The following is a 26,272-nucleotide window of genomic DNA, read 5'->3' as shown; positions in this document are numbered from 1 at the left end:
GATTTTTCAAAACTTCATCAACAAATAATCATAGGGTTAGGGTTTTGGTAAACCCACCCTAACCACCCAACAAAAGTTGATTAAGGGAAAATTTAATCCCACGATTGCAATTGCACAACCCAATGCTGCACCAAAGCAGAAATGCGATCACGCCGCGTTTCAAAACTAGCAGCAATCCAGATAAACGCAATCCCAAAAGCCAGACCAATCGCCCATTTAATCAGCGGATAATCGAAGATTAGAACCACCAACTGATAGAAAACGTTGATTAAAAAAAATCCCGTTCCCACAAACAAAAACGCCCGAACTCGCAGCGCCAAACCCGCGGCAATCGCCAGTAAACTAAAAGCTGCCGCAACTAAACCGTGACTTTGCTGAGTCAAAAGAGGCATCCCGCAAATCAGCGCAGTTGCGAGCATTCGCAGAGTGTGGCGTAGCGGTTTTTGTGCGGGTAATTTGAGAGTGCGATCGAACTGAGTAATATAAAGGAAAGAAAGCCCCAAAGGAGTAAAAAACCACTCCGGCTGAGTCAATCCTATTTCCCCAAACCACCGCAGCATTATCCAATCAATTATCGCCACACTCACATAGGTAAAACGGACTTCCTGCCTTTCCCAAGCTAGGAAAACATAGAAGGCGGCAGCTATCAGCAAGCTAATCGGATAAAACTTAGCCGGACTTTCCAAAATAGTAACTATTGGAATCAGCGAAGCAATTACCTGCCAAGGTTTTTTTGACCAACCCCAGTTGTCCCAAGGCAAAATGTAAAGAAAATAGGCTAATAGAGAAGCGAGGGCAACTTTCCAAGGTCCCAGCGACCCGGAAATATACTTAACTAAAGGCGTATTGATCCAATAAAGCCGGATGCCAAAGGCTTCTAGCCAGCCCAAGTAAATCCAAATTTCAGCCCATTGGCGATCGAGATTATTTCGCCCTTGCAAGAAAGCGTATTGAACTAATAAAGCACCAGTGACTAATCCTAAACTTAGGCCGGACTTAATATCATCGGCAGAAGCCCAAATCAGGAGCAAACTGCTCAAAACCCAGTGCAGGTGAGCAAATAATTTTAACTCTGCATTAGTTAAATGTAAATAATTACTGAGCCAAGGAGATAAAATGCGATAGATATATGTTAAAGTTGTGCCGAGAGTTGCCAGGACAATTAAGCCGTCGCCAAAAGCTCCTCCCGGTGTTTGAAAAAGTTGATATAGTAGCGATTCGTAAGCAGCAACGGACACGCCAATTAATCCTAAATAAACCAAAGGTTTGAATTCTGGCTCCCGCCTACCAATGCCGATCGCAATTAAAGACGCCCCCAAGACAGTTAAACCAGTCCAATTCGCAAAAGTGTGCGATCGGAAAGTTAAACCCAATACCCCGTAAACCAAAGGTATAATATGAATGCTAGGTAAAATTGTTGGATCGGGGTGGCGGCGCCGCCACACATCACCCAATAATTGAGTAAACAATCCGAGAGCGATATTAGCCACTGCCAAATTAATCGTAGTGCGATCGACAAAACTCAAACCGACTGCTGTCAACAACTCCAAACTCCAAGCCAAGGCATAAATTGCCAGAGGGGAAATTTGGCGTAAACTTCGGAAAATAATCGCAGCCATTATCACCAAAATAGCAGCCAAAACTTCAGCAGAGGGCGGGGAAATCAATGTCCTGCCTGCGTAGAAGTCAAAGGAATAAAAAGTAATAGTTGTTAACAGCAAGCTTGCCAGTAAGATGGCCCACCCATCTAAAGCTCGCTCGTAAATTTCAGCTAATTGAGAAGACTCAGGCAAACGGCTGGAAAAACGAACTATTATGCTGCGAAGCAACCACAGAGACAAAAGAGCGATCGCCCCGGCAATTCCCCAAAGCCAACCAGACACAAAACCTAATTGATCAATCACCGCAGCTACGAAACTCAAGCCAAACCCCACTCCAATCGCAGCCGCTGGTAGCTCGACTAAATAGTAAGTATTGACCAACATTAATCCGGTGGCAACCCCCAAACCAATTAACCGATATCCCGGAAAAGTAAAAATTAGAAATTGTGCGAATATTAAGGCTATCGTACTAAAGTTACTGGCAACTCGTTTGTGAGGAACCTCAGTATATTTAGCAACAGCAGTCAAAGCCAAAGGAGTCGCCAGCCAGAGCAAACTCCACTGAGGGCGATGAGTGGCAGTACCGGCAATTACATAATTTTGCAACAATATAAAGCTGAATCCTGCTAACACTAAGCCCAGATACCAGGAACTTTGGAACCATGCAGGATGCCAGCGGAAAAACGCAGAAGTTTCTCGGAAATTCGCCGCTTTCATCCAGACAAAAAATCCCCACTCAGCCACCATAAAAATCAATAATATTGCCGACCAAATATTTGGTTGCTGGTTGGGAAAAAATAAGTCAATTGCCGAAGCGATCGCGCCTAAACCCATAATGTGAGTTATGGGAACCAAAATTGCCGGATGTCCCTGTTCTTCAACAGCAGAAGCCGGCCTCGAAACTCGCCGGTAATTATCGGGAATTACGTATTTCCAAGTTATCCAACCTACAATTAAAGTAGAGACTAATAAATTGAGCGATCGCCAAAACGGATTGACAAAACTAATAACAGTTAAAAAACTCCCCAAACCGAGAGCAACGTTTTCGCCAAAACTGGCAAGTTGAAACTTTCGCTTGCGGTAGAGCCACTCGGCCGCACTTACCATTAAAATTAAATAAGGCAATAGCAGAACACTCCAAAAAGCCCAAGGAGTTTCCTGAGAGTTTGTAAGCTGAGTTAAAAATGCCACAACTTGTGTTTTAATCCCTAAAGGAAGCAGTCGCCAAAACAGCCAAATACTTTGAAGTCCCACCGCCTCAAGCATTAGCAAATCAAACTCTTGCCCAAACCGCACTAAACGGTTATAAAAAAACCAAACAGCCAATCCGCTAACTGCGATCGCCTGTAGCGGAATGTCGCGAAAACAAACCAGCCACCCCAAACCCAACAAACCCATTCCCGCTAATTGCCATTTAAAAAAGTTGCTGGGATTTGGCTGGTCGGATATATTGTTTTCAATAGTCCCAGATGGCCGGGGTTGCTGCCAATCTAGCCATGCTAAAAGCACGCCACAAATCGCCAAAGCTAAACCCATTTCAGCGATATTTACATCCTTGACAAATATCGCTCGACCCAGTAAAATTCCTAACGAATAAGCTACTAAAGCCGCTTTTTTGTAAGTCAAAAAATCTCTGCTCAAACTGAAAGCAGCGGGGCATGTTTCAGTATTTCCCCCAAGTTGGATAGATTGCAATCGTTGTTGCTGAACTTGATAAACTGTAGTAGCAGCAGTTCCCACTGTACCCACATAAACCGCAGCCAGGGAAAAGCCGGTCAATGCCCACCCCCAGTGCAAATAACTCAATCCCAAGTGATTTAGGGCGATCGAGCGAGTGATGTTTTTTCCTGATAAGCTTTGATATTGATATTTGATAATCCGGGCAGTTATCCAAGTCAAAATAAGTGCCGCTGCGATTGCTACCGCCCAATCCCAAGGATACCGCCACAATCCAAAAGTATCCATTGCCCAAAAATTGATCGGCACTAGCAACAGTGTCACTTCTTGCAAAGTTTGAGCAGTCAAGTGCAAATTAACCTGTCTGTTGGCCCAACTGCTAATCGCCCAAAAAGTTAAAGTATAAGCTAACAAAACTCCGTATTGTCCGGCGGCAGGAAATCTTTCCCACTGACTGGCAGCTAAGACTCCAGAGGAGACAACTACCATGAACACCCCTAAAAACAACAGCCACACCACGCTAATTTCGGCCATTAGCGAGTGCAAAATTTGAGCGATAAAATTAGGGGTTTGAGTAGTTTCTGTGGGCCTAGCAACGCTTTCTCTGCTGCTAGGTAATGCTTGAGGCGTTGATAAGGCAGGTACTTTTGGATCGCCAATAGGAGCTCGCGGTTCCTCAATTTCAGAAAAATCTACAGCGGGCTCTCTGATTGGGCAGACTAAATACTGTCGGCACAATTGCTCAACCTCAGCGGGCGAAAGTAAACCTAGCCGCAGCCACGCATCTAAACCTGTCAACAACTCAGGATGCGACGCTAAGACGCTCAATTCAATTTTGCTCGATCGATCTTTGGGAGACGACATTGGCTTAAACTTGTACTAAGTACCTTCAAGCTATAGCCTAGATTAATGTCGATCGAACATGGCAACATTCCGCCATCGAAATTGGCACAATAAGTATTTATTACTAAAGACCTGTCGCAGCTAGTGTCAACCGGTGAAAAAATCCCGCTGATGGGCCTACACCAGCGTGCATCAGCGGTGAAAAACTCCCAATTAGGACACAGCAGCGGTGTCCTTACCGATCGACATATTTCAACAAAGTGTCCACACTAGCATTGTGGTCTATGAAAGAAAACAAATGTTTGAAGAGGAGTTTTCCATCTGCATCCAAAACAAACTGAGCAGGCAAAGGAGCACCTAAAGCCTGACCGACTTGATAAGCCCGAAAAACTTGACAGCCTGGATCAGAAAGCAGAGGCATTTTCAAGCCTAAATCTCTAACTACAATTTGGCTTTGGCGATCGTCGGTACTGGCAACCATCAATAATTCTATATTGCGATCGGCAAATTTTTCCCAGTTTTCATTCAAAGCTTTAATGTGAGGAAAACAGAAAGGGCAATATTGCTTTTCTGTAAAAATCCGTGTAAAAGCTAGAATTACCGGCTTATCGCCCCGATAATTCGATAGCCGCACTAATTTGCCATTATTAATATCCGGCAATTCAAAATCTGGCGTTCTCTGTTCCAGGTTAAGAACATTAGTCGCCGGAACAGGCAATAGATTTTGGAAAAACCGCTGATTTAACAAGCCGCTAAAATTAGTAGAAGTCAGCATATTTCCTAATTGGGTAATTGCTAATTGCTAATTAAAAATCCGGTTAAATGAATGCCCGTGCAGGTACGGACACGACACTGCCGTGTCCGTACAAATATAATCTGCTTAAACCGCAGCAAAGAATACCTTAGACTTGACAGGATCGGGAGTCATGGTCTTGTCACCGGGCTGCCAGCCGGCTGGACAAACTTCATCGGGGTGAGACTGGACGTGTTGGATAGCTTGCAGAGTACGGAGAGTTTCGTCCACGTTGCGGCCGAAGGCAAGATTGTTGATAGTAGAGTGTTGGATGATGCCTTCTTTGTCGATGATGAACAGACCTCGGAGGGCAATACCTGCTTCTGGGTCGAGGACGTTGTAGGCCGAACTAATTGTTTTTTTGAGGTCAGCAACTAAGGGATAGTTGAGGTCGCCAACACCGCCAGATTTGCGGTCTGTTTGTATCCAAGCGAGGTGAGAGAATTCACTGTCAACGGATACGCCGAGGATTTCGGTATCGATTTTCTTGAAGTCCTCGAAGCGATCGCTAAATGCTGTAATCTCAGTCGGGCACACAAAGGTGAAGTCCAAGGGGTAGAAGAACAGGACTACATACTTTTTGCCTTTATAGTCGGACAGTTTAACTGTCTTGAATTCCTGATCCACTACGGCTGTTGCTGCGAAATCGGGTGCAGCTTGACCAACCCGGAGGCATTCACTGGTCATAGATTTTGTTTCCTTTTTTACGAACTGTTACAAATATATCATACTCATAACGACTACAAGTATGTTCTAGAGAAATCAAAAAAAAACGCTCTCAAATTTGAGAGCGCAATTTTTTGGATTAAATAATGGCTCAGGCGGGATTTGAACCTGCGACCTTGGGCTTATGAGTCCCCTGCGCTAACCACTGCGCCACTGAGCCAAATCTACTTCACGATTTACTATCGTAGCACGGTAGGGCTAGCTATGTCTTCTTTTCAAGCAACACTATTTCTAATGACTTCCAGTAAAAGTTATGAGTTTTGGTAATCATTCAAAACCCATAACTTTCGACCAGTCGTTACCGAGAAGCGCTGGAGGCATCGTCGGGCAGTAAAGCCATTGGGTTGATAGCACCCTGTCCGGCGGGATGAATTTCAAAGTGCAAGTGCGGCCCGGTACTGAATCCAGTGCTGCCCATTTCTGAAATCTGTTCCCCTTGAGCGACTCTCTGACCCTTTTGGACCAAAATTCGGCTGTTGTGGGCATAGACAGTCTCAGTGCCGTCAGGATGGGTAATTTCCACCAGGTACCCGTAGCCGCCGTCGTTCCACTGAGCATAGGTAACCACCCCGTCTGATGCTGCCACAATTGGCGTGCCGATCGGCCCTGCAATATCAATTCCCCTGTGCATCCGTCCCCAGCGCCAACCGTAGCCAGAAGTCAGAACGCCCTTAGACGGCCAAATAAACCGGTTAGCCGACTGTTGTTTGCCGTTAGGCAGATAAGTATCAGGGCTCGAAAGCGGAGGCAGTTCTGGAGAAACCATGCGTCCCAAAGACGGGTTGCTTAGGGGATCGTAACCGTCGGCTCCCAAAGGAGCAGTTGCTACCACAGGCCGCTGCCCAGCAGAGTTCGGCGTCAGGTTGATCGGTTGCAGTTCCGCTGCGCGAGCGGGGTCTAAACGCTCTTGCTGCTGCTTCTGAACCTGCTCAGACCAGGCTCTCGATGGCGGTCTGCTGATTTCATTCTGCACCGCCTCAGTATAGTCGGGGGTGTAGAGATAGGGATTGGCACTTGGCATATCCTCAGACGGGTTGACCGAGGGCCCGTCATTTGGAGCCAGGGACACCGCATTGGCGCCGATCGAATTGCGCGAGGCACGATATTCCTCTCGCAGCCTGACAACTTCTGCCCTCAAGCGTTCGGAATAAGGGTTGAGAGATTCTGCGGTAGGGAGAGGCTCCGATTTCGACTCTGGTACAGCGCTAGTTGGCTCCGCATTTGAACCCTGGGCGCTAGTATTTGCCACGAAGCTGATCGGCTGCGGGTATTCTCCCGTAGCGATGGCGGTAGCAGTTGCACTGGCTGGCGAGGGCAGGGCACTGGTGTCAACTGCACCTGTAAATGTTGGTTCGCCTTGAAGATCCAGCTTCCGTGGATCGCTAATGGTTTGGGAAACTTGAGTCAGCGGAATGCTGTTAATTTGGGGAACCATCGGCGCTGAAATATTGTTCAGACCTTCCAGGTTCTCCAGGGGAGAGACAACAGGCACTTTGGGCGCGGGTGCTGCAACGCCAGCACCGGCTATTTCCGAGGTAGACGAGCTGGGGTTCAAAGATGCGGGAACCGAACTCGCCGCCCAGACAGATGTAGAGTTGGAGGCAGAATAAGAGGCTGCCGCCTGCACCCCTGGATTTTTAAACCCAACTTGGGGAATTTTCAGCCGTTGATTGACATTCAGCAAGTTGGGGTTGCCGAGCTTGTTAACGGAGATCAGATCTGTGGGCGATACGCCGTGACCTTTGGCGATCGCATCTAGCGTATCTCCCGGACGCACGCTGTAGAGAACCTCAGCCGGCGCGGCGGTACTTCCCGCAGGGGGGACTAGCACAGTGGGTGTTGCCAAAGACTGTTCAATTGACTCGAATGCTCGATCTGGCGATGCTGCTTGACCTCCCCCGGAATTGGGAATTACAGATGTGGCATCGAGGTCAGGAATATTTGTCCCAGTTGCATATCCGGGGGAGGTCAGCGTCGGTGCTGACTCCGGCAAAAATGCCGCAGGTGTAGATAAATTTGCTCCCCCTTCCGACCCGAACATAGTTCGACCCGATTCTGTGGTGCGGTTTTCCTGTTTTTTCAAACTGTCGATCGCCCCGTCTGCATTCGGGATCTCGATCAAACTTTGTTCCGGTACCGTCGTGACCAGCGGGGTCGCTGCGGGTGATGGCAGCGCTGTCATGGCTGCACTATCCAATGGCTCGGAGCCAGTCAGATTTAACTCTTGTTCGGGATTGACCGTCGCTGCGCGATCTAGCGAAGCCGATGTGCTATAGCCGGCGTTCTGTTGTGGTGTGGCTTCCGTCGCAGTCGGAATTCTGAGCTGTTGGCCAACTTGGAGTATGGTATCGGGTTGGATGTCGTTGGCAGTTGCTAGTGCCAACGGTTCAACTTCATAATCCCGAGAAAGCTCCCAAAGGCTTTGCCCCTCCTGCACCTTAACCGTCGCGGGTTCATAAGGTGACCCGGGCTGTTCGGCCCTGGAACCGTCAACTTGTGCCGACGTAGCGGGCCCGTTGGCCGATACTGGCTGTACTTCAGCGGTGGATTCTGATGTCGGTGCGAGTTCAGACGCGCGAGCGCTGTCTCCATTTCTCGGTAGCAGGATGCCAGAAGCACCTACCGATATTGCCAGCCCGATCGTGGCGAGAGAGCGAACTCTGCCTGTGCTGAGCGTTGTCTGTTTGGATGGTTCCGCAGAACCGTCTCTGTCGATTTCACTAGCCTGAACAGGCTTAATTTGGGGATATGTTCGTTTCAAAAAAACGACCTCCTACTGAGAAGCGCTAACTGTCCTTGGAAACACTCAAGGGGATCGCATGACGCTGAGTTTAAATCAACAAGCAAAAATATTCTGATTGTTGACAGCTATCATGCTTAGGCCAGATTACCTTGCTTTTTTAATTTAGACAAGCTCAAACCGTCAGAAATTTTAAAATTCTCGGTCAAACCTGCTGCAATTAACCCCACAAGCCTTACACCGTAATAGCTGGAACGAATACATAAAATCTTCGTTCCGGTAAGGCTCTGAACTCTCACCTATTATCAAACTTTAGGCTAATTTCCGGACAACCTACAACCGTATATTTACTAGATATAGTGTTCAGACCCAAGCTGGTACTCGCTCACGCCCTAAATCCCTAAAATCCTCTGTTTTTGTTGCTGAATCATCTTGGGAGTAATTTTGTGTTGCTGATAACAATCTGTTTTGGACTGAATAAAATATATTAATGTCGGCTATCTAGATTTTCACCCCTTTGATACAAATTTCTTATATTTAAATGCAGCTTTGGCAGCCTCCGGCAGCTATTAAATATCTATATATTTATGTGTTGATAATGATTTATCCCAGCTCCCCCAACTGTCGTTTAGCCTCAAATAAACCCACAGCGGCGCTGACGGAGAGGTTCAAACTCCTGACTCCAGGCTGGCTCATCGGAATAAAAACTGTGGCGTCGCAGGCATCCAAGACGAATTGGGGAATGCCTACAGTTTCCGAGCCAAACATCAGCCAGTCGCTGGGCTGAAATTGGAATTGCGCGTAATTGCATCGCCCGCCAGTGCTGAATCCGATCGATCGTCCCCCGCGCTGCTCCCGATAGGCCTGAAAAGCCGCTAAGTCTTCGTGGCACTGGAGATTGACGTAGGGCCAGTAATCTAAGCCGGCCCGTTTTAGGTAGCGATCGCTAATTTCAAACCCCAGCGGGCCGACTAAATGCAGTTCCGTGCCTGTGGCAGCACAAGTGCGGGCGATATTGCCAGTATTCGGGGGGATTTGCGGGTGAATCAAGACAAGTTGGGGCATGAAGCTAATTAAAAGCGAAAAATACAGCTCTTGGGAAATTTATAAAACTACCCACAGGTAGATATACCTTATAGCTTTTATTTATAACCTTTGTCGAACTCCATTGATTAAATATTCTGATTGGTTTTAAGGGCGGCGATCTGCAACTTTTGACAATCAAGCATCCAGGATATAAGCCCCCGGATTCATCCGTCCAGAAATAAAAAACCTGTATCCAATACACAAGCCCCCGAATTTATCCGTGGGGTCAATCTAAAATCTAAAATCTAAAATCTAAAATCGATTGACCGGGAGGTTCGGGCTATTTCTATTGGCTGAGTACGCATAGCCAGGGGGCTAGTGAAAGCCCCCATTATCATAACGGCGGGTACTTCAGGCAACTAACTGGGCGCACAAGTTGTCTTCTAGCTCCCATTCTTGGTGAGCCATCCCCTGAATCCCTTGCAGAATAATACTGCGGGTGTCCGAACCGCCCTCGTGTAGCTTCAACCACTGCTGGGCCGTGTTGCCTTCCCGGAGAATCTTTTTGAGTGGCGAGAGAAAGCAACTAAAGCCGCGTTTTTTGGCTATAGGCCACACTTCGCGGTAAATTTCCTCAATCCAATCTCGTGCCAGAATAGTTCTGCCGTCTTGCCAGTGAGTGAGTTCGGCATCCAAACTTTGCCGGGATGCAGCAATTTCGTTGGCGTCTGTGAGGGCAACTAAGTCTTCGTTGCGGGTGGCCGCAGGCAAGGTGCTGAGCTCTAAAGGGTCTAAGCTGGGGTCTTCCATCATCTGCCAGATGCGAGCTTCTAGTAAGGCAGTAATGGCCAACAAAGCCAGAGGATTGACTTCGAGGTCGCAAATTCTCAGTTCGAGGCGATTGAGACAGTAGGGGCGACGATCGCCATTTGGTCGCACTGCAGACCACAAATGGCGGACGTTTTGCATAGTACCGAGTTCTAGCTGTTCTTCAGTCCACTGAATGTAATGCTTGTGACTTTCAAACAGGGGAACGATGGCGGGAGTTTTGGGAAACAAACCCCACCGAGTCGAATGATAGCCCGTCACTTCGCCGTCGAGGAAGGGGGAAGAGGCGCTCAAGGCAAGGTATAGCGGTGCTTCGACGCGGGCGAGGCGGATGGCGCGCATCAGCATTTCTGGTTGGGAGATGCCGATGTTGATGTGAATGCTGGCGGTGACGACTTTGGTGCCGTAGGTTTGCTCGATGTAGGTGTGGTAGGGGTTGTTGGGATCGGATCGGTAAAATCGATCGCTCCCTCCGAGAGACAAGGTACTTCCCGGCAGCAAGGTATAGTCGCCCAATTGTTTTAAATACTCGCGCAGCCGAACTCGTGGCTTGACTAAGGCACACAACAGGCGATCGTAGCTGCACAGCGGGGCGGTCGTGTACTCCACATTGCGGCTATCAGGCTCCCGGACAAATCCCTCTAGATCGGCAACTATGCGATCGGATAGACCGACAACCTCACCTTCGGGAGTGCCGGTATACATTTCTACTTCAAAGCCTTTTGATAGCAGCACGTTTGTTCCTCAGCTAAGTTGAGTGCTAGTTTCTAGTATCCCAAAAATTGACCTGTTCATACTATCTTCCACGGGGCAGAGTTGAAATTTTTCGCCACTGGCACTGAAACCGGATTTTTCGGCGTCCGCTAGTTTGGGCGTTTGTTTCCTAGTTGGGGGCCTGCCACGACAAATACTCCCCTGGCAAAGAGTTTCCGAGGCCGTTTTAGAGTCAAAAATGCTGTTTGTTCGATCGCCGACGTGTTTTATTCGGCATTCGTGACGATCGAACTTATGGTGAATAGAACCCACTCCTGCCTCAGTTCGACATCTGTTTTCTGTCTTGAGGGGGATAGCCACAGATAGATCTTAGATGCGATTCTAAAAGAGGGCTCTGCAATATTTTTGAGCTATACTATTAACCCCTAAAAATCCCTGTGAAAGAGCAAGAAAAAACCCCTCCCAATTTTTGGAATATGCTAAGCAATTTAGCCTTAGTCCGGTTTTTGCTTTTATTTGCTTCTGGTTGGGCTGGACTGCAACTTTTAGCTTACTTTGAAACAGCAGTCGCGGTTTTCACCATTGCTGCACTCGTGGCTTTTTTGCTCAACTATCCAGTGCGAACTCTCCAGAGATTTTTACCGCGAAGTTTAGCTGTCGCCTTCGTTGTCCTGCTCACCCTTTTAGTTTTTGGCGGTCTCACCGTCACCGTAGGGGTCACTCTTTTATCTCAAGGACAGCAATTAATTGACAGCCTGACTGAATTTGTGAATGCTCTGGCGCCTCTGTCTGAGCGCATCGAAGCATTCCTGCGGGCGAGAAACCTGCAAGTTAACCTGCGAGTTATTGAGGAACAACTGCGAAATCAAGCTTTATCTGGAGTTGTTTGGAGTATTGCTTTCTTACAAGTATTTTTAACCAATTTATTGAATTTAATATTAATTATGGTAGTGGCTTCTTTCATGTTACTTGATGGAGAGAGGCTGTGGCTGTTAGTTCTCAAATTTATACCCCGACACCTGCACAGGCGTTTAAGTTTAACAATTGAGCGAAACTTTTTAGGATTTTTTCAGGCACAAATTCTGTTAATGTTATTTTTGACAACCGCTAGCTTTGGAATTTTCCTACTGTTAGATGTGAGATTTCCTTTAATTTTAGCATTTATTATCGGATTGTTTGATTTAGTTCCGGGGATCGGAGCGACGCTGGGAATTAGCTTAGTGTGTTTTATTGTATTGTCTCAAAATGTGTGGCTATCTTTAAAGGTATTGGCAGCTTGCATTGTTTTGCAGCAAATTCAAGACAACCTTATTCATCCCAGACTGATGCAAAATTCCCTTAACCTCAATCCGGTAGTGGTATTTTTTGCACTGTTAGTTGGGGCAAGATCAGCAGGACTTTTAGGTATATTTCTGGCGATTCCGCTAGCGGGAGTGATAGTTAGCTGGTTTGACATTGAAGAAATGCAAGCGGAAAGTTAATGGATACTGCCCTCCTATTTTATAGAAAATCAGGCTGAAAAATTCAGTTTTAACTTGCCGACTAGAAGTCCCATGCTTTAAAAACTCTCCTGTGCCCAAAGCGCAACTAAAAGTAAAGAGAAAAAAGCAACTTAGGGTACACCTTACTGGGTCAAGTTAATGAATAAATTGCAAGTCAGTAGGAAATCTTTCTTCTTCTGGTTCTGGATCATAAATGTAATCGCAGTCAAAACGCAGAGCTTGAGAGTGGCGACTGATAGAAAATCCGCAATTACTCACCATTTCTGTAGTAAAAGTTGCCATCACTAACTCAATGAGCCTTCTGTAGGAAATGTTAGGTAGTTGAACGTAATAGGTGCGTCTGGCAAAAAAGATTCTCTCATCTTTCGGGAGAATTATGCCATTAATTCTGTGGGCGTGTTGAATCGGCTTGATGTAGGTTTCAATAAACTGCGACTGATTTTTTTGCAGTCTCGCTAATCTTTCGTGTTGCAACCAGCTCATTTGAAACACAATTTTAATAAATTCAAAGCCCAAAATGTAGTTAAAAACATTATTACGTTCTTCTGTACTCAAGACGAAGCGGAGTGCTGATTCTAAATATTGGTCAGTTTCTCGGAGCGATTGTTGAGCTGAGTGGATATAAAATTGTTTGATGTAGCTTCTTAAATCTGATTCGTTTAATTGTTTTTTGACCCGAAATCTGATTAAATACTCTTTGACTCGGTGTAGAGTATCTACATCTTCAAACATTTTTGAGACTAAACCGTCGGCTGTATAATTATCTAAAAATTCTGCTTGCAAGTCGGGAGTAGATGCACACAATATGTAGCAGAGGGACAAGACATAGCGGCGTTGGTTCCAAGGCAAGCTTTGGGCCCATTCTTTAACTTCTACAGGGAGTTTTTGGAGCACGGTATCTGTGTGGGGGAGTTGAGCAAGGTCGGCATATTTATGTTTTTGTTTAATCATTGCCTGAAACCTTATATTAGTAAGTATACAGAGTCGTAGATCGCAGATGATGGGAGAGGGGAGCTGCGAGGGAGGACTGCCAGTTATTCTGTCTTATTTTCTTGCCATCTATCTAAATATACATTCTGGAGGGAACAGAGGGCGTGATCTGTCTCACGCTTTAGCGAGTTTTAAATCACAAATGCTAGCTCTTTGCATCACATTTTGCGACTGTGAGTGTCACTCATAAAACTTATTCATGTCACCGGATCAACAGTGGGTTTCGTTGAGGATTAAGTCGGGTGATTCATAAGTTTTTGTTAGTAATGATTACTGAGATCAATCATGAACTTGACTACAAGTATTTTCCCGGAAAATCAGTGCCAAGACTTAACTTTTTGCGATCGCCTCGTGCAACAAGTGCGACAGTGGCTTGATAGCATTGCCGTGGGAGAGCCACAAGTAACTCAGTGGTGTGCCAACTTATACCCGCACGGTGTCCTTTTGAGAGAGATATTCCGTTATAGGGACACCAGCTTTTCCACATACCGCCTATGTGCAAGCTTAATCCTGTGTATGAGGAATTAGTGCGGCTGCGTTTTCGATCGCCCTCGTTTTTTCCTAACCTATACGGGGAAGATGTAACGCCGTAGCTAATTGAGGGGTGTCATACCTCGATCGCCCATTGATATCAATTATTTATGGGGTCTGTCGCTCTGGTAGTTGCGAGAGCCATAATTTAAGCCATAATTGTTGATAATATCAATGGATGCCTGTCGATAGGAGTGGGTATTCATCGTGGCGCTTAAGCCAAAAATAACATCTAACTGTAGCAGCAAAAACAATAACTATAAAAATAATTTAATAATCTACATGGGCTCAGGGAAGTGAATATGTTTAACGCAACTGAACTGCTGATTAAGGCTTTTGTCAATCGCCTGATTGAAGGCTACCGCCACACTTATGGCGGGTTTAAATCTGACTATGGCGAAATTATTGCTTGGGTGGCGAGTATGGCTTTAGAAAATATTGCTAATAGCGATGCTCTTTACCATAATGTCGAACACACTATTTTAGTGACCTTGGTGGGACAAGCAATTCTGGGTGGGAAGCACATCCGCGAAGGGGGTGTTTCCTGCGAAGATTGGCTGCACTTCCACATTGCTTTGCTATGTCACGATATCGGGTATGTTAAAGGTGTTTGCCGACAAGATAGAAGAGATTTGGGACTGTATGCGACGGGAATAGGCGACCTGAAATTAACGCTGCCTCCGGGGGCGACGGATGCTAGTTTGATGCCTTATCATGTCGATCGCGGAAAAATGTTTATTGACGAGCGTTTTGGCGGTCACAAACTGATTGATGCTGAGCTGGTTAAGCATAATATTGAGCTGACTCGTTTTCCAGTTCCTGCAAATGAAGATTATCAAGATACTGTAAATTATCCTGGTTTAGTTCGGGCTGCTGATTTAATTGGTCAGTTGAGTGATCCGCGATATTTGCAAAAGATTGCGGCGCTGTTTTACGAGTTTGAGGAAATTGGGCAAAATCGGGTTTTGGGCTATCAAAATCCGGGGGAGTTGCGGGATGGTTATCCCAAGTTTTATTGGAATGTGGTTTATCGGTATGTGAAGGATGCGATCGGCTATTTGGAACTGACGCAGCAGGGGAAACAAATTGTTGCTAATTTGAGCGCGAATGTTTTTCGGGTGGAGCATTCTCAGGTTCCAGAGTCTGCGGTGGCTGTAGTTAGCTAGGGTTGGGGTGGATGTAGCGCGATCGTTCTTTTCAACTGATTCGCGGTCAAGGTTACTTTAAGTTAAAACCTGTAATTGCTTTGACAATTACTGATCTTGAAATGTTTGATAATGACCAAGAAGTAATCTCTAATTTTGTGTTTAAGGAACAAAAGCGTTTATTTGATGATGTCGAGCCAGAGATTGAACTAATACAGCGTATTCCAGGTTTGTGAAGTGTAGGGACACGGCACTGCGGTCTTCCTACGAGGAGCTAACTAGAGGCGGGTGTACTTCATAAATATGGAATCTGCTGTATTTATTGAGTTGCCAAAATTCAATAAACAATTGGATGAGTTAGAAACTTTGACTGACAAGTGGATTTATTTTAGGAAAAATGCTCCCAGCTTGGAAATAGTGCCGTTAACAATGGAAACAGTATCGGAAATACAGCAAGCCTTTGCGATTGCTAATGAAACTAATTTGAATCCAGAGGAGTTGGCAGATTTAGAAGAACGCGAAATGTTTATTGTCGATCAGCAGGGTGTCTTGCTCAGGGGAATTGAAAAACGAATTGCACAAGCCAGAGAACAAGGCATCGCAGAAGACAGAGAAAAAGGAATCGCGCTAGGAATGAGAGAAAAGGCTTTAGAAATTGCTAGGCAACTTATCAATGTCCTTGACAATCAAACCATTAGTCAAACTACTGGTTTGAGCGTTGAAGATATCCAAAACTTGCGGGAGGAATGAAAGGAAGGGAAAAAGTACGATCGCACAATTAGTACACATTTTCTCGCTACTAGGATCAGCCTGGTAGCACAGGTTTTTGAGTCTCTGCCCCTTTGATTGAGAATGAAGCCAAATATTAACTCTCATCCACATAATACTCAAGGATGAGTCTGCCCTCTCTCTAAAGGAAGATTTCATTAAACCAGGAAATTCCGTATGATGCTGTAAAAGTCAGTCAGAGGGGAAAGCTATCTCCGACTCTAGCTCCGAATAACTGACCAATCTTACAATATAAAAAAATACATCTCATGACATCAGTCACTCCCAATCAAACTTCCTCTCAATACGAAGTTAGCGAACCCGAAGAAAAAATTGAGTCTCTGCTAGAAGAAGTTAAGCCAGAAAGCGAAATCGATTTAGAATTCCTCTACACCAGAGACATTGAATTCCGACAAGAAACAATTTATTTCATTGTAGTCGATCGCTTTTACGACGGCGACCCCGCAAATAACGAAGGCCCCAACCCAGAACTTTACGATCCAGAAGGGAAAGATTGGGGCAAATATTGGGGCGGCGACTTGCAGGGAGTTATCGACAAACTCGATTACTTAAAAGATATGGGAGTTACCGCAGTTTGGCTGACTCCACTGTTCGAGCAAGTTGAAGCATTATTTGTCGAACAAGCAGCAATTCACGGCTACTGGACTAAAGATTTCAAGCGACTAAATCCCCGCTTTATTGCCACAGGCGACAATCCTTCTATTAACCAAACACAAGAAAGTAAAGATACGGTATTTGACAAATTAGTATATGAGTTGCACCAGCGAAACATGAAACTCGTGCTCGATATTGTCTGCAATCACAGCAACCCTGATTTTAGCGGTAAAAAAGGGGAACTCTACGACGACGGCGTAAAAATAGCTGACTTTAACGACGATGAAGATAACTGGTATCACCACTACGGCGAAGTCAAAAACTGGGAAGATGAATGGCAAGTTCAAAACTGCGAACTGTCGGGTTTAGCAACTTTCAACGAAAACAATATTGCATACCGCAATTATATTAAGTCAGCAATTAAACAATGGCTGGACAGAGGTGTTGATGCTTTGCGGGTTGATACAGTCAAGCATATGCCTATTTGGTTTTGGCAGGAATTTAATGCTGACATTTTAACACACAGACCTGATGTTTTCATTTTTGGCGAATGGATTTACAGCGACCCTAGAAATGATCGTTCTGTGGAATTTGTCAACGAGTCGGGGATGACTATTTTAGATTTTGGTCTGTGCGTGGCAATTCGAGAAGTATTGGGGAAGGGTGCGGAGGCGGGATTTAAGTTAGTCCAAGATGTCCTGAATTTGGATCACCGCTACTACGGGGCGACGGAGTTGATTACTTTTATTGACAACCACGATATGCCGAGGTTTCAGTCGTTGAATCCCGATCCAGAAATGCTGCATTTGGCGATATGTTTAATTATGACGACTCGCGGTATTCCCTGCATTTATTACGGCACTGAACAGTATCTGCACGATGATACAGATGGGGGAAATGACCCCTACAACCGCCCCATGATGGAAAAGTGGAATACTGATGCGCCGATTTACCGAGATGTGCGGTTGCTGTCTGGATTGCGGCGACTGAATCCAGCTATTTCGATGGGGAGTCAGTGGCAAAAATATCTAACTCCTGATGTTTATTGTTACGTGCGCCGCTATCGCGATTCCGTGGTGTTTGTAGCGATGAATCGTGGCAGTTCTGTTACAACAATTGAAGAGGTTGATACTGAGCTGCCTGATGGAGAGCATACGGAGGTTTTATCGCGCCGCAAGTTTGAAGTTAAAGACGGGATGCTGTACAACCTTGAGTTGGGTTCGCAGGAAGTAATGATTTTTAGCCGCGTCGGCGAGCGAGTTAAGGCGAAAACTATTGTGCGGGCGCAGCTTAACAGCGTTAGAACTCAGCCTGGGGAAAGAATTGTGGTGATTGGAGATTGTCCTGAACTGGGGAATTGGGATATTAGTAAGGGTTTCCCGTTGGAGTATATCAATACTAATACTTGGTTTGGGGAAATTCCTTTTAATGAAAGTGCCGGGAAGTTGATTTCTTATAAGTATGCGCTGCTACGGGAAGGACTGTCGCCGCTGCGAGAAAATCTGGTTTGTCGCCGCTGGGTTTTAGTTTCGGAAGGGACGGTGAAATGGCGGGACAAGTGGGCGAGTGGACGGGAGTCTTAATAGTTTTGATTTCGGAGTTTTGGGTGAAACTGTTTTAGGCACAGAAACCGGGTTTGATGAACGAAAATACTTCCTTAAGGCTTTCGATTATCTTTTTCAAACCCGCTTTATTTACTAGGTACGTAACTGCTGTGAGATTTAATTAGGAACTGCAAATCATAATTTATTACTTTTTAAATATGACTTAGGTAATAAATAGTTGGGCTTTTTATCTATATCAGTAAGGTGTGCATTGTGCATCCTGCGGACGTGATTTATGGTGCGCCGAGGCGCACCCGCAACTTCTGGACTAAAACATTGACATAAGGTTCGCTGCTGTGCTGGTTCATAACCCTTTCGTACCCCCGCTGCGCTTGAGATTCAGCTTCTTGAGGATTTTTTAGCAAATGGACGATCGCCTCGCGCAAACCTGCTGCATCTCCCACATCTACGACTTTGGCAATATCCGGGGCCGCTAAATAATCGACGATACCTTGAGTCCGAGTAATGACGACCGGCCGCTTGCAGGCCATTGGTTCCAGCAAAACCTGCACTCCAACAGCATATTTATTGTCTACCAAACAAACTGCAATTACGTCTGCATGGCGGTAAAGCTGCACTAAATCCGGCCATTCGTAGAACTTGCGGGACATATTTTCTGGCATAGTATCGGGGAAAGCTTGCGATAAAGCCTTAGCATTTTTAGAAAAACCGCTAATTTTTACCGCAAACGGTGCTGATATTTAGGAAACCGGGTCGATCGACACCCGCACGCAAATCCTGTACGAATCAAAAACAGTGACACAGGCCGATCGATTCCATCGATTCCAAGGACTTAAGCTTTTATGCTGAAGTTAGCTAAAAAATTTATGTTTAACCTCATGTATATTTCTCCAGAGCAAGACCAAAAAATCCGCTACACCCTGCGCGAGTGCGGTCAAGAAGCTTACAAGCTAGCAGCCCAACCTTTTGAAGTTTCTGAGAAAGGGCCCAACGACTACGTGACGAGTATCGATCAATACCTAGACCGACAACTATCGGCAGCATTTAGCGCTTTGTTTCCTGAAGATGGCAGGATCACCGAGGAAAACAGCGCCTCCAGAGCAGCTTACGGGGCTAATTACCAGCGCCTCTGGTGCATCGATCCCCTGGACGGGACAGAAGAATTTATTCGGGGAAAACTACACTACGCTTCGATGGTGGGGCTGCTGCTTGAGGACGAACCGGTGGCAGGCTGGCTCTACGCCCCGGCTTTTGACCAAATGTATTTTGGGGGCAAAGATTGGGGATTGTTCCAAACTGTCGGAACCCAAGCGCCGCAGCCGATCGCGCTGTGCAAACCCCCGGCTCTGACAGCGGAAAATTGTAAAATTATTCTCGGAGACAAAGACCAGAAAAACTACGCCCAAGCGATCGCCCAAAGCATCCCCGGAGCAGAATTTTACTCGCTGGGCAGCTTTGGCTTAAAAGTGATGGAAGTTATCTTCGGTCGAGCTGGTTTGTACCTGTATCTCAACGGCAGAGTTAAAGTGTGGGATACCGCCGGCCCTCTGGCTCTAGCAAAAGCAGCCGGATTGGTTTGTTGCGACTTGCAAGGTCAACCGCTGAGGTGGACTAAAGATGCGATCGAGCCGGAGACTCTGACCCACACACAGTCAATCGCGATCGGCTGGCCGGAATACATAGAACCTCTGTTGGGCAAAGTTCAACAGGCAGTGGCAGGCTTGTAAACGCGTTTAAGATTAAAGAATCTGCCAATTTTACGTGAACCGGGCCTCTGCACCCTTATCATCAATTAAAGGAGCAACGGATTGTTTGTGTTCCCAAACATCGATCGTTCCCTAGCTGTTGGGTGTCGCCTAATCATATTTCCCACCTCCGCGAGTTTGCATGAAGACAGAAGCTTTCAGTGAGCTATTTCCTCTATTTAAGGGTGCTAACCCAGAAACCTTGGGAGGGCTGCTATCAAATGCCGTCAAGCATGAGTATCCCCCTGGTCGAGCTGTGGTGATGGAGGATTCTTGGGGCAACGCGATTTACTTTGTCGTGTCTGGCTGGGTAAAAGTCCGCCGCTTGTCAAACGATCGAGCTGTATCAATGGCTATTTTAGGACGGGGTGCCTTCTTCGGCGAAATGGCTATTCTGGACGAATCTCCCCGATCGAATGACGTACTTGCTCTATCGCCAGTGCGACTTCTGAGCGTCACAGCTCAGCGATTTATCCAAACCCTGTTTAAAGACCCGCAATTGCACCACCGGATGCTGCAACTGATGGTGCGGCGACTCCGCCAAACCAATCACCGCTATCAACTCCGAAACCGCCAGCCAGCGGTTAAACTAGCAAATACTTTAGTCGAGCTGGCAGAAAACTACGGTCAGAAAACTGCTGAGGGCAAAGAGATCTTCAATATTCCTTATGAAGACTTAGCTGATGTCACAGATATCACCCTAGATGAAACCAGCAAAATTATGGAAAAACTCGATAGTAAAGGTTGGATCAAAATCGATCCAGACCGCCAAACTATCCATTTGATCAACCTCAAGCACTTGATTAATTTGGCAAGTCAATGACTGATGTTACTTCTTTGGATACCTTGTCCGCTGCAGACAACCGTGAGGGGCAACTAACAGCACCGACAATTCAATATTCGGTGGCGATGCCCAATCCTGAATCCCACCTGTTTGAAGTAACTTTGCGCGTGCAAGGTTGGTCGAAGCCGGTACTGGATTTAAAAATGCCTGTCTGGACTCCGGGATCTTACTTGGTTCGAGAATACGCCCGCCATCTGCAAGATTTTAGCTCCCAGGCGGACGATCAAGCTTTACCTTGGCGCAAGCTCAGCAAAAATCACTGGCAAATCGAGACAAATTCGGTGTCAGATGTCACGGTTTTCTACCGCATTTTTGCCAACGAACTGACAGTGCGAACCAATCATCTAGACTCGACTCACGGTTATTTCAATCCGGCGGCTTTGTGCTTTTTCTTGTCTGGTTTTGAGCGCCACTGCTACACCGTAACAGTTGTGCCACCGCAGCCCGAATGGCGCACCGTTACTACTTTGCCGCCTGTTTCTGGCCAAAATCTTACTTTCGCTGCAGCGGATTTTGACACTCTCGTAGACAGTCCTTTTGAGATAGGCTGTCACGAAGTATACGATTTTGAAGTGATGGGAAAACCCCACCAGCTCGTTGTTTGGGGAAAAGGCAATTTAGAACCAGATCGCACGATTCGAGATATCCAAAAAGTAATCGAAGTCGAGGCAAAAATGTTCGGCGGTTTGCCTTACGAACGCTATGTGTTTTTCCTGCATTTGTCCGGCTCTGGTTTTGGCGGTTTGGAACACAAGGAGAGCTGCACTCTCAACTATCCGCGTTTTGGTTTTCGGGCTAAGGAAAAGTATGAACGCTTTATTCAGTTGGTAGCTCACGAGTTTTTCCACCTCTGGAATGTCAAGCGCATTCGACCGAAAGCTCTCGAAGTATTTGACTACGAACAAGAAAATTACACTCCTTCTTTATGGTTCTCTGAAGGCACTACCAGTTATTACGATTTGGTGATTCCTTTTCGCTCTGGTCTCTACAGCGTTAAAGGTTTTTTCCAAGGTATGGCTAAGGAAATTACTCGCTTGCAGACGACTCCGGGGCGGAGCGTGCAGCCTCTGAGCGAGTCGAGCTGGGATGCTTGGATTAAACTTTATCGCCGGGATGCTAACAGCGACAACTCGCAGATTTCCTATTATTTGAAAGGTGAAGTTGTTTCGTTTTTGCTCGATTTGTTGATTCGAGCAAGACACGGCAATGAGCGATCGCTCGACGATGTGATGCGTTTGATGTGGCAGCAGTTTGGCAATGCTAATTCGGCTGGAAACGGCGGTTTTGACCTGAAGTCGGAAACAGATGGCAAATCGGCGCATTTAACCTCAAACGGACAGTTGAATTCTCCTTCGCTGCCAGCAGAAATAGGCTTTACTCCCGAACAGTTGCAAAGTGCGATCGAGTCGATCGCCGGCATTGATTTGAGCGACTTTTTTGCGCGCTATATAGACGGTACAGAAGAGTTGCCTTACAACAAGTATCTGGAACCTTTCGGGCTTGAACTCACCGCAGGTGAAACTAGCGAAACACCTCGCATCGGTTGGACGTTGGGAACGGAAAACGGGCGGGAAATGGTTAAATTTGTCGAAGTAGGATCTCCGGCACAATTAGCCGGAATTGATGCGGGAGACGAGTTGCTGGCGATCGAAGGTTTTCGGGTAAATGTAGAACAAGCGGGTGAGAGGCTTAAAGATTATCAGCCGGGGGACACAATAGAGGTGACGGTTTTTCACCAAGACGAACTGCGGACTTGTCCTGTTACTCTCGCCCCGCCGCGACCGACGCGTTACTCGATCGTGCCGGTGGAACAGCCGACTGCTATTCAGAAACAAAACTTTACTGGATGGCTGGGAGTTCCTCTATCGAAATTGTGACATAAATGAAGGGGAACGGGAAAGAAAAGACAAGAAGGAATCAGTCTCAATTCCCAATTCCCAATTCCCAATTCCCAATTCCCAATTCCCCATTACCCATTTTGATTATGCAAACCCCACCTCCTCCATCAATTACGCCCCGCCAGATGAATCTGCTGAGAATTGTTGCTTCTATGGCCTGGGCTGACGGCGAACTGGCTACAGAAGAAGTTAATTTAATGCTCGATCGCTTTTGTCGTTTGTTTGCCCCAGATACCGACGGACAACAAATGCAACAAGAACTGCGGGATTACATCATGCAAAATATCCCCCTTGACGAGTTGATCGGTCAACTAGAAACTCAAGATGAAAGGGAATTAGTCCTGCAACTCGGCTATGAAGTGATTTCATCTAGTTCTCGCACTCCTGACGAACCAAAAATTAACGCTGAAGAAGCCGCAGCTTATCAAAAATTAGTGCAGTTGCTGAATCTTTCAGAGGATGTGGTCAAGCGTATTGAAGCTGAATCATCGGCGGGAGATACTTCGGAGGGAATTGTCGAGAAGATGGCTCGAAAATTAGAAAAGTTCATCAAAGGTTAATTTAGGACTTGTGCGCGCTTGGCTTAGAAACCCGGTTCCTTCCTAGATTTCTCGTTAATAAACCTGGAATTTTTCGTAGAAACCGGGAATAAGCCCTCCATGCCTAAGTCTTGTTAGGTAAGTATCGGCATAGTAATTTTCTGAGTGCAACTATTTAAAACTAAATCAGAAGGGAAATAAACCGGATAGTGACTCCCAATTTCCTACGATATACTAACAAATAAACACGCAAAAGTCGAGAATATTTTTCATCGCCGGGAACGGTAACAGAATTTGCGTGAAGCGAAGCTATCCCGCAGGGAATCGCCCTTCCCGCGCGATGTCTTCCCCTTAACGAGAATTAGGGACTTAGGCAAAGCCTAAATCCCTAATTGAGCTACCGATTTTTTGCCATCACTCACAGTGATATCGTTTCTGGTTGCATCACAATAATAAAATCGAGTCAACAGTCAACACTCAACCATTCTGTTTTTCGACTGACAGTCAACAGTCAACAATCATTTCGCTCGTACAACCGAAATAGATATAGCGGTTCTCAAAAAAGTGAGGTATGCCCTATGCCCTATGCCCTATGCCCTATGCCCTATGCCCTATGCCCATGAGTACCTCATCTTTCGCTCGAAAGGCTATATTAATCCAACCAGTCATTAGTGCGGTAACTTGCTGAGGGCGTGCCAAGTTCTGTAGCCGACAATTCCATCTTGCGGTAAAGCCTTGCTCAGTTGCAATTGTCGCACTGCTACATCTGTCATCGGCCCGAATAATCCGTCAATAAAGCCGAAATAGTATCCATTGATTTTCAAGACATTCTGAACTATTTTAACAGCATTACCAGAACTGCCCTTCATGACGATCGGCATATTCACAGGTGCACCAGAGTATAGTGCTTCCCAAGTGATAGGGCCGACAATCCCATCTTCTTTTAAAAAGACGCGGTGTTGATAGCCTTTGACCCCGTTTTGAACTTGGACGCCGAAAATACCGTCAATCGCCCCAAAATAATAACCCCAATGATATAGAAGCTGTTGTAGTTCCTTGACAGCTTGACCTGTTGAACCCCTTTGCAAAGTCGGTTTGTTTACTCCAGCGGTTTCAGCAAATGCCAGAGTTGATTGAGCAGTAGTATCGGCGACGAGAGCCATAGTTTCATTGTTCAAGCTTCTTTCTTCGGTGTACATAATCTGATTCCTATCAACCTTTAAGTTTTGGTGTTTGATATTTCAGGTATAACTGGTGGAATTTGTGGATGCACAGTCACTTTTTCGAGTGTCACTTATGTGAGTGTCACTTGTTTGAGTTACCCGTTGGTTTGTCGTAAGGAATGCAAGTTGTAATATTTTTATGATGACTTCCGTTGTCAATACAAACCAAGGGGTAAGGTGCGCGGTGGACACCTACCCAATACAAAGATGCGGGGTACGCACTCTATCAACTCATGTTGATTGTTTACTCAGCAAATTCTCGCAAAGCTGGAATTAAATACTGTGTCAAAGTAAAGGCATCTACTCCTAATTCCGTCCGTTCTTTAGCAGCCATGATTCCGGCTTGAGCGTGCCACCAAGCTGCTGTTGCAGCAACTGATTTGGGGGGGGATTTGCGGGCGATCGCAGTTGCTAATAGTCCCCCTAACAAGCCTGTGAGAACGTCGCCGCTGCCGCCTCTGGCGAGGGCTGGGGTGCTTTCGGGATTGAGGTAGGTGATGGTACGTGAAGCGTAGCTATCCGGTAGGGAATCGCCCTCATCCTTCCAACTTATGCACACTCTGGCTCCTTTGAGCAATATCGTTGCGCCGCAAAGCTGAGCTGCTGCTTGAGTGGCGGCAATTCGATCATCGCCGGTTTCGTCGGCTAATTCGGGAAATAAACGCTTGAATTCGCCCGGATGAGGCGTGATAATTGTCAGTGCTGGGCGTTCGGACAAAATCGGGACTGTGCCGAGTTGAGCGAGGATATTTAAACCGTCAGCATCTAAAACCAGAGGTCGATCGCTCTCCAGTACAGATTCTACAGCTATTGCCGCTTCCAATGTCAGACCTGGCCCTGCGGCGATCGCATCATAGGTACCCAAATCAATTGCTACTGGCAATTCGCTAATTGCACCGCTTTGGGTTTCGGGACATCCTATAACTAATGCCTCTGGCAACTGGCTGCTCAACATCGATTTAATCGACTCAGGAACAGCAATTGACAGCATTCCGATGCCGCTGGCTCTTGCTCCCAATGCTGCCAAAATTGCTGCTCCGCTGTAGCGGCGGGAACCTGCAATAATTAGTAAGTGACCGTTGGTGTATTTGTGCGAAATTGGCGATCGGGGTAACGGCAAATGCTGAGTTGCGAATGCTGTTGTAATGCGTTGTATTGCTGGCTTTTCGCCTAATATTGCGGCAATATCTGCTGCGGGAATATCAAAATCAATTAATTCAGAACTTCCGATATATTCTAACGCTCTATCTTGGAGAAATGCCATTTTCCACAAACCCAAACATAATGTATGTTTTGCCCTGATTGCCGTCCCCAAAACTTCTCCGGTATCTGTATGAATTCCTGATGGAATGTCTATACTTAAAATTGGTAGATTTAAATTATTTATTTCGTCAATAGCTGTGGCAGTGGCGTTAGTAATTTCTCGTTCTAATCCAAAGCCAAATAAACCATCCACGAGCAAATCGCAGTTTTTCAGATTTTCAATCTTCTCAATAAATGGAATATTTAAATAACCTGCATAATCAGCGTGATTTTTTGTGAGTTCTTTTAGTTTAGAAAACGGGCAGTAAATAACTACTTGGAACCCTTGAAAGTGCAATTCGCGGGCAACAACCAAAGCATCAGCACCGTTGTGTCCCGGCCCAACCAATACGCCGATAACTGGCAATAGAGAATTAACAAGATTTTTTCCTTCTTGCCTTTTCCTTCTATCCGTTAAATCCCGTACACTTCTAGTTGCCGAACTTCCTTCCGCTTTCAAAAGCTGCTGAATGCGTCTAGCAATCAGTCCCGCGACTTTTTCCATTAAAGCTGCGACTGGCATTCCAGCAGCAAAGATTCTCGTTTCTATTTGCCGCATTTGGTCGGCGGTGACAACAAATTTTTGAATAGTCATATTAGTGCTAAAATTTCAGCTAACAGCAGCAGTGGCAAGTTGTAGTATCTTTGTGGTATAAT

At 46.1% G+C, this 26,272-nt stretch carries 20 protein-coding genes and 1 tRNA gene; 10 read left to right on the top strand and 11 right to left on the bottom strand.

The features are described from left to right. Positions 1 to 92: 92 nt before the first annotated feature. The 7 genes from QUA34_RS05470 to gshA all read right to left on the bottom strand — a co-directional run bounded on the left by QUA34_RS05470 (position 93) and on the right by gshA (position 10,969). Complete coding sequence (locus QUA34_RS05470; RefSeq protein WP_333384650.1) at positions 93 to 4,142, bottom strand: hypothetical protein; 4,050 nt, start codon at positions 4,140 to 4,142, stop codon at positions 93 to 95. A gap of 214 nt (positions 4,143 to 4,356) precedes the next feature. Then, positions 4,357 to 4,896 (bottom strand): redoxin domain-containing protein, encoded by a 540-nt coding sequence (locus QUA34_RS05465; RefSeq protein ID WP_333325118.1) that lies wholly within the window; start codon positions 4,894 to 4,896, stop codon positions 4,357 to 4,359. A 105-nt stretch (positions 4,897 to 5,001) separates the two neighbouring features. Next, a complete protein-coding gene (locus QUA34_RS05460) occupies positions 5,002 to 5,601 on the bottom strand; it encodes a peroxiredoxin (RefSeq protein ID WP_015178160.1) in 600 nt (199 codons plus the stop codon). A gap of 126 nt (positions 5,602 to 5,727) precedes the next feature. After that, positions 5,728 to 5,800: transfer RNA gene (locus QUA34_RS05455), tRNA-Met, on the bottom strand. 138 nt (positions 5,801 to 5,938) lie between these two features. Further along, a complete protein-coding gene (locus tag QUA34_RS05450; RefSeq protein WP_333325115.1) occupies positions 5,939 to 8,401 on the bottom strand; it encodes a peptidoglycan DD-metalloendopeptidase family protein in 2,463 nt (820 codons plus the stop codon). Positions 8,402 to 8,983: 582 nt separating this feature from the next. Further along, positions 8,984 to 9,445 (bottom strand): tRNA (cytidine(34)-2'-O)-methyltransferase, encoded by a 462-nt coding sequence (locus tag QUA34_RS05445; RefSeq protein WP_333293458.1) that lies wholly within the window; start codon positions 9,443 to 9,445, stop codon positions 8,984 to 8,986. 372 nt (positions 9,446 to 9,817) lie between these two features. Next, a complete protein-coding gene (gene gshA, locus QUA34_RS05440) occupies positions 9,818 to 10,969 on the bottom strand; it encodes a glutamate--cysteine ligase (protein WP_333210167.1) in 1,152 nt (383 codons plus the stop codon). A 416-nt stretch (positions 10,970 to 11,385) separates the two neighbouring features. On the opposite strand from gshA, the gene QUA34_RS05435 reads away from it, so the two are divergent. Next, positions 11,386 to 12,429 carry an AI-2E family transporter gene (locus QUA34_RS05435; protein WP_333083079.1) on the top strand — a complete coding sequence of 348 codons (1,044 nt, stop codon included), beginning with the start codon at positions 11,386 to 11,388 and terminating at the stop codon, positions 12,427 to 12,429. Positions 12,430 to 12,585: 156 nt separating this feature from the next. On the opposite strand, the gene QUA34_RS05430 is transcribed toward QUA34_RS05435, so the two are convergent. Continuing rightward, positions 12,586 to 13,401 (bottom strand): cobyrinic acid a,c-diamide synthase, encoded by an 816-nt coding sequence (locus QUA34_RS05430; protein ID WP_333210173.1) that lies wholly within the window; start codon positions 13,399 to 13,401, stop codon positions 12,586 to 12,588. A 324-nt stretch (positions 13,402 to 13,725) separates the two neighbouring features. Between QUA34_RS05430 and QUA34_RS05425 the strand changes: the two genes are divergently transcribed. The 5 genes from QUA34_RS05425 (at position 13,726) to QUA34_RS05405 (ending at position 18,082) form a co-directional block, all read left to right on the top strand. Further along, the gene (locus tag QUA34_RS05425) at positions 13,726 to 13,968 is read left to right on the top strand and encodes a hypothetical protein (protein WP_333384645.1); all 243 of its coding nucleotides are present in this window, start codon (positions 13,726 to 13,728) and stop codon (positions 13,966 to 13,968) included. After that, on the top strand, positions 13,935 to 14,033 hold the full coding sequence (locus QUA34_RS05420) for a Mo-dependent nitrogenase C-terminal domain-containing protein (RefSeq protein ID WP_445242801.1): 99 nt from the start codon (positions 13,935 to 13,937) through the stop codon (positions 14,031 to 14,033). The genes QUA34_RS05425 and QUA34_RS05420 overlap by 34 nt, the downstream gene beginning before the upstream one ends. Positions 14,034 to 14,273: 240 nt before the next feature. Then, complete coding sequence (locus tag QUA34_RS05415) at positions 14,274 to 15,137, top strand: Npun_R2479 family HD domain-containing metalloprotein (RefSeq protein ID WP_333083075.1); 864 nt, start codon at positions 14,274 to 14,276, stop codon at positions 15,135 to 15,137. Positions 15,138 to 15,404: 267 nt separating this feature from the next. Continuing rightward, positions 15,405 to 15,866 carry an Rpn family recombination-promoting nuclease/putative transposase gene (locus tag QUA34_RS05410; protein WP_333325111.1) on the top strand — a complete coding sequence of 154 codons (462 nt, stop codon included), beginning with the start codon at positions 15,405 to 15,407 and terminating at the stop codon, positions 15,864 to 15,866. A 287-nt stretch (positions 15,867 to 16,153) separates the two neighbouring features. After that, positions 16,154 to 18,082, top strand: a complete 1,929-nt coding sequence (locus QUA34_RS05405) for an alpha-amylase family glycosyl hydrolase (RefSeq protein WP_333083074.1) — start codon at positions 16,154 to 16,156, stop codon at positions 18,080 to 18,082. A 254-nt stretch (positions 18,083 to 18,336) separates the two neighbouring features. On the opposite strand, the gene QUA34_RS05400 is transcribed toward QUA34_RS05405, so the two are convergent. After that, positions 18,337 to 18,714 carry a glycosyltransferase gene (locus tag QUA34_RS05400; RefSeq protein WP_333325109.1) on the bottom strand — a complete coding sequence of 126 codons (378 nt, stop codon included), beginning with the start codon at positions 18,712 to 18,714 and terminating at the stop codon, positions 18,337 to 18,339. Between the two features lie 216 nt (positions 18,715 to 18,930). Between QUA34_RS05400 and QUA34_RS05395 the strand changes: the two genes are divergently transcribed. From QUA34_RS05395 to QUA34_RS05380, 4 genes are all read left to right on the top strand, one after another. Continuing rightward, the gene (locus tag QUA34_RS05395; protein ID WP_333384642.1) at positions 18,931 to 19,791 is read left to right on the top strand and encodes an inositol monophosphatase family protein; all 861 of its coding nucleotides are present in this window, start codon (positions 18,931 to 18,933) and stop codon (positions 19,789 to 19,791) included. Positions 19,792 to 19,951: 160 nt separating this feature from the next. Beyond that, positions 19,952 to 20,632 (top strand): Crp/Fnr family transcriptional regulator, encoded by a 681-nt coding sequence (locus tag QUA34_RS05390; RefSeq protein ID WP_333165702.1) that lies wholly within the window; start codon positions 19,952 to 19,954, stop codon positions 20,630 to 20,632. After that, positions 20,629 to 22,530, top strand: a complete 1,902-nt coding sequence (locus QUA34_RS05385; protein ID WP_333384639.1) for a M61 family metallopeptidase — start codon at positions 20,629 to 20,631, stop codon at positions 22,528 to 22,530. Before QUA34_RS05390 ends, QUA34_RS05385 begins: the two co-directional genes overlap by 4 nt. 107 nt (positions 22,531 to 22,637) lie before the next feature. Then, a complete protein-coding gene (locus tag QUA34_RS05380) occupies positions 22,638 to 23,111 on the top strand; it encodes a TerB family tellurite resistance protein (RefSeq protein ID WP_333384636.1) in 474 nt (157 codons plus the stop codon). A gap of 647 nt (positions 23,112 to 23,758) precedes the next feature. Here the strand turns inward: QUA34_RS05380 and QUA34_RS05375 are convergent. Together QUA34_RS05375 and QUA34_RS05370 are read right to left on the bottom strand one after the other, a co-directional pair. Next, positions 23,759 to 24,289 (bottom strand): peptidoglycan-binding protein, encoded by a 531-nt coding sequence (locus tag QUA34_RS05375; protein WP_333384633.1) that lies wholly within the window; start codon positions 24,287 to 24,289, stop codon positions 23,759 to 23,761. Positions 24,290 to 24,557: 268 nt separating this feature from the next. Next, positions 24,558 to 26,210, bottom strand: coding sequence for an NAD(P)H-hydrate dehydratase (locus tag QUA34_RS05370; protein WP_333384630.1), 1,653 nt, complete (start codon positions 26,208 to 26,210; stop codon positions 24,558 to 24,560). Positions 26,211 to 26,272: the final 62 nt, after the last annotated feature.

The organism is Microcoleus sp. POL10_C6 (assembly GCF_036701585.1).
Lineage (GTDB): Bacteria > Cyanobacteriota > Cyanobacteriia > Cyanobacteriales > Microcoleaceae > Microcoleus.
Note: the sequence above shows the minus strand (reverse complement) of the source record. Positions and strands in the feature narration are given on the sequence as shown.

Excerpts from the sequence above, each read along its gene's own strand:
- QUA34_RS05470 (WP_333384650.1), bottom strand. The coding sequence starts at position 4,142 with ATGTCGTCTCCCAAAGATCGATCGAGCAAAATTGAATTGAGCGTCTTA.
- QUA34_RS05465 (WP_333325118.1), bottom strand. The coding sequence starts at position 4,896 with ATGCTGACTTCTACTAATTTTAGCGGCTTGTTAAATCAGCGGTTTTTC.
- QUA34_RS05460 (WP_015178160.1), bottom strand. The coding sequence starts at position 5,601 with ATGACCAGTGAATGCCTCCGGGTTGGTCAAGCTGCACCCGATTTCGCA.
- QUA34_RS05445 (WP_333293458.1), bottom strand. The coding sequence starts at position 9,445 with ATGCCCCAACTTGTCTTGATTCACCCGCAAATCCCCCCGAATACTGGC.
- QUA34_RS05430 (WP_333210173.1), bottom strand. The coding sequence starts at position 13,401 with ATGATTAAACAAAAACATAAATATGCCGACCTTGCTCAACTCCCCCAC.
- QUA34_RS05425 (WP_333384645.1), top strand. The coding sequence starts at position 13,726 with ATGAACTTGACTACAAGTATTTTCCCGGAAAATCAGTGCCAAGACTTA.
- QUA34_RS05420 (WP_445242801.1), top strand. The coding sequence starts at position 13,935 with ATGTGCAAGCTTAATCCTGTGTATGAGGAATTAGTGCGGCTGCGTTTT.
- QUA34_RS05415 (WP_333083075.1), top strand. The coding sequence starts at position 14,274 with ATGTTTAACGCAACTGAACTGCTGATTAAGGCTTTTGTCAATCGCCTG.
- QUA34_RS05405 (WP_333083074.1), top strand. The coding sequence starts at position 16,154 with ATGACATCAGTCACTCCCAATCAAACTTCCTCTCAATACGAAGTTAGC.
- QUA34_RS05400 (WP_333325109.1), bottom strand. The coding sequence starts at position 18,714 with ATGTCCCGCAAGTTCTACGAATGGCCGGATTTAGTGCAGCTTTACCGC.
- QUA34_RS05395 (WP_333384642.1), top strand. The coding sequence starts at position 18,931 with ATGTTTAACCTCATGTATATTTCTCCAGAGCAAGACCAAAAAATCCGC.
- QUA34_RS05390 (WP_333165702.1), top strand. The coding sequence starts at position 19,952 with ATGAAGACAGAAGCTTTCAGTGAGCTATTTCCTCTATTTAAGGGTGCT.
- QUA34_RS05385 (WP_333384639.1), top strand. The coding sequence starts at position 20,629 with ATGACTGATGTTACTTCTTTGGATACCTTGTCCGCTGCAGACAACCGT.
- QUA34_RS05380 (WP_333384636.1), top strand. The coding sequence starts at position 22,638 with ATGCAAACCCCACCTCCTCCATCAATTACGCCCCGCCAGATGAATCTG.
- QUA34_RS05375 (WP_333384633.1), bottom strand. The coding sequence starts at position 24,289 with ATGTACACCGAAGAAAGAAGCTTGAACAATGAAACTATGGCTCTCGTC.
- QUA34_RS05370 (WP_333384630.1), bottom strand. The coding sequence starts at position 26,210 with ATGACTATTCAAAAATTTGTTGTCACCGCCGACCAAATGCGGCAAATA.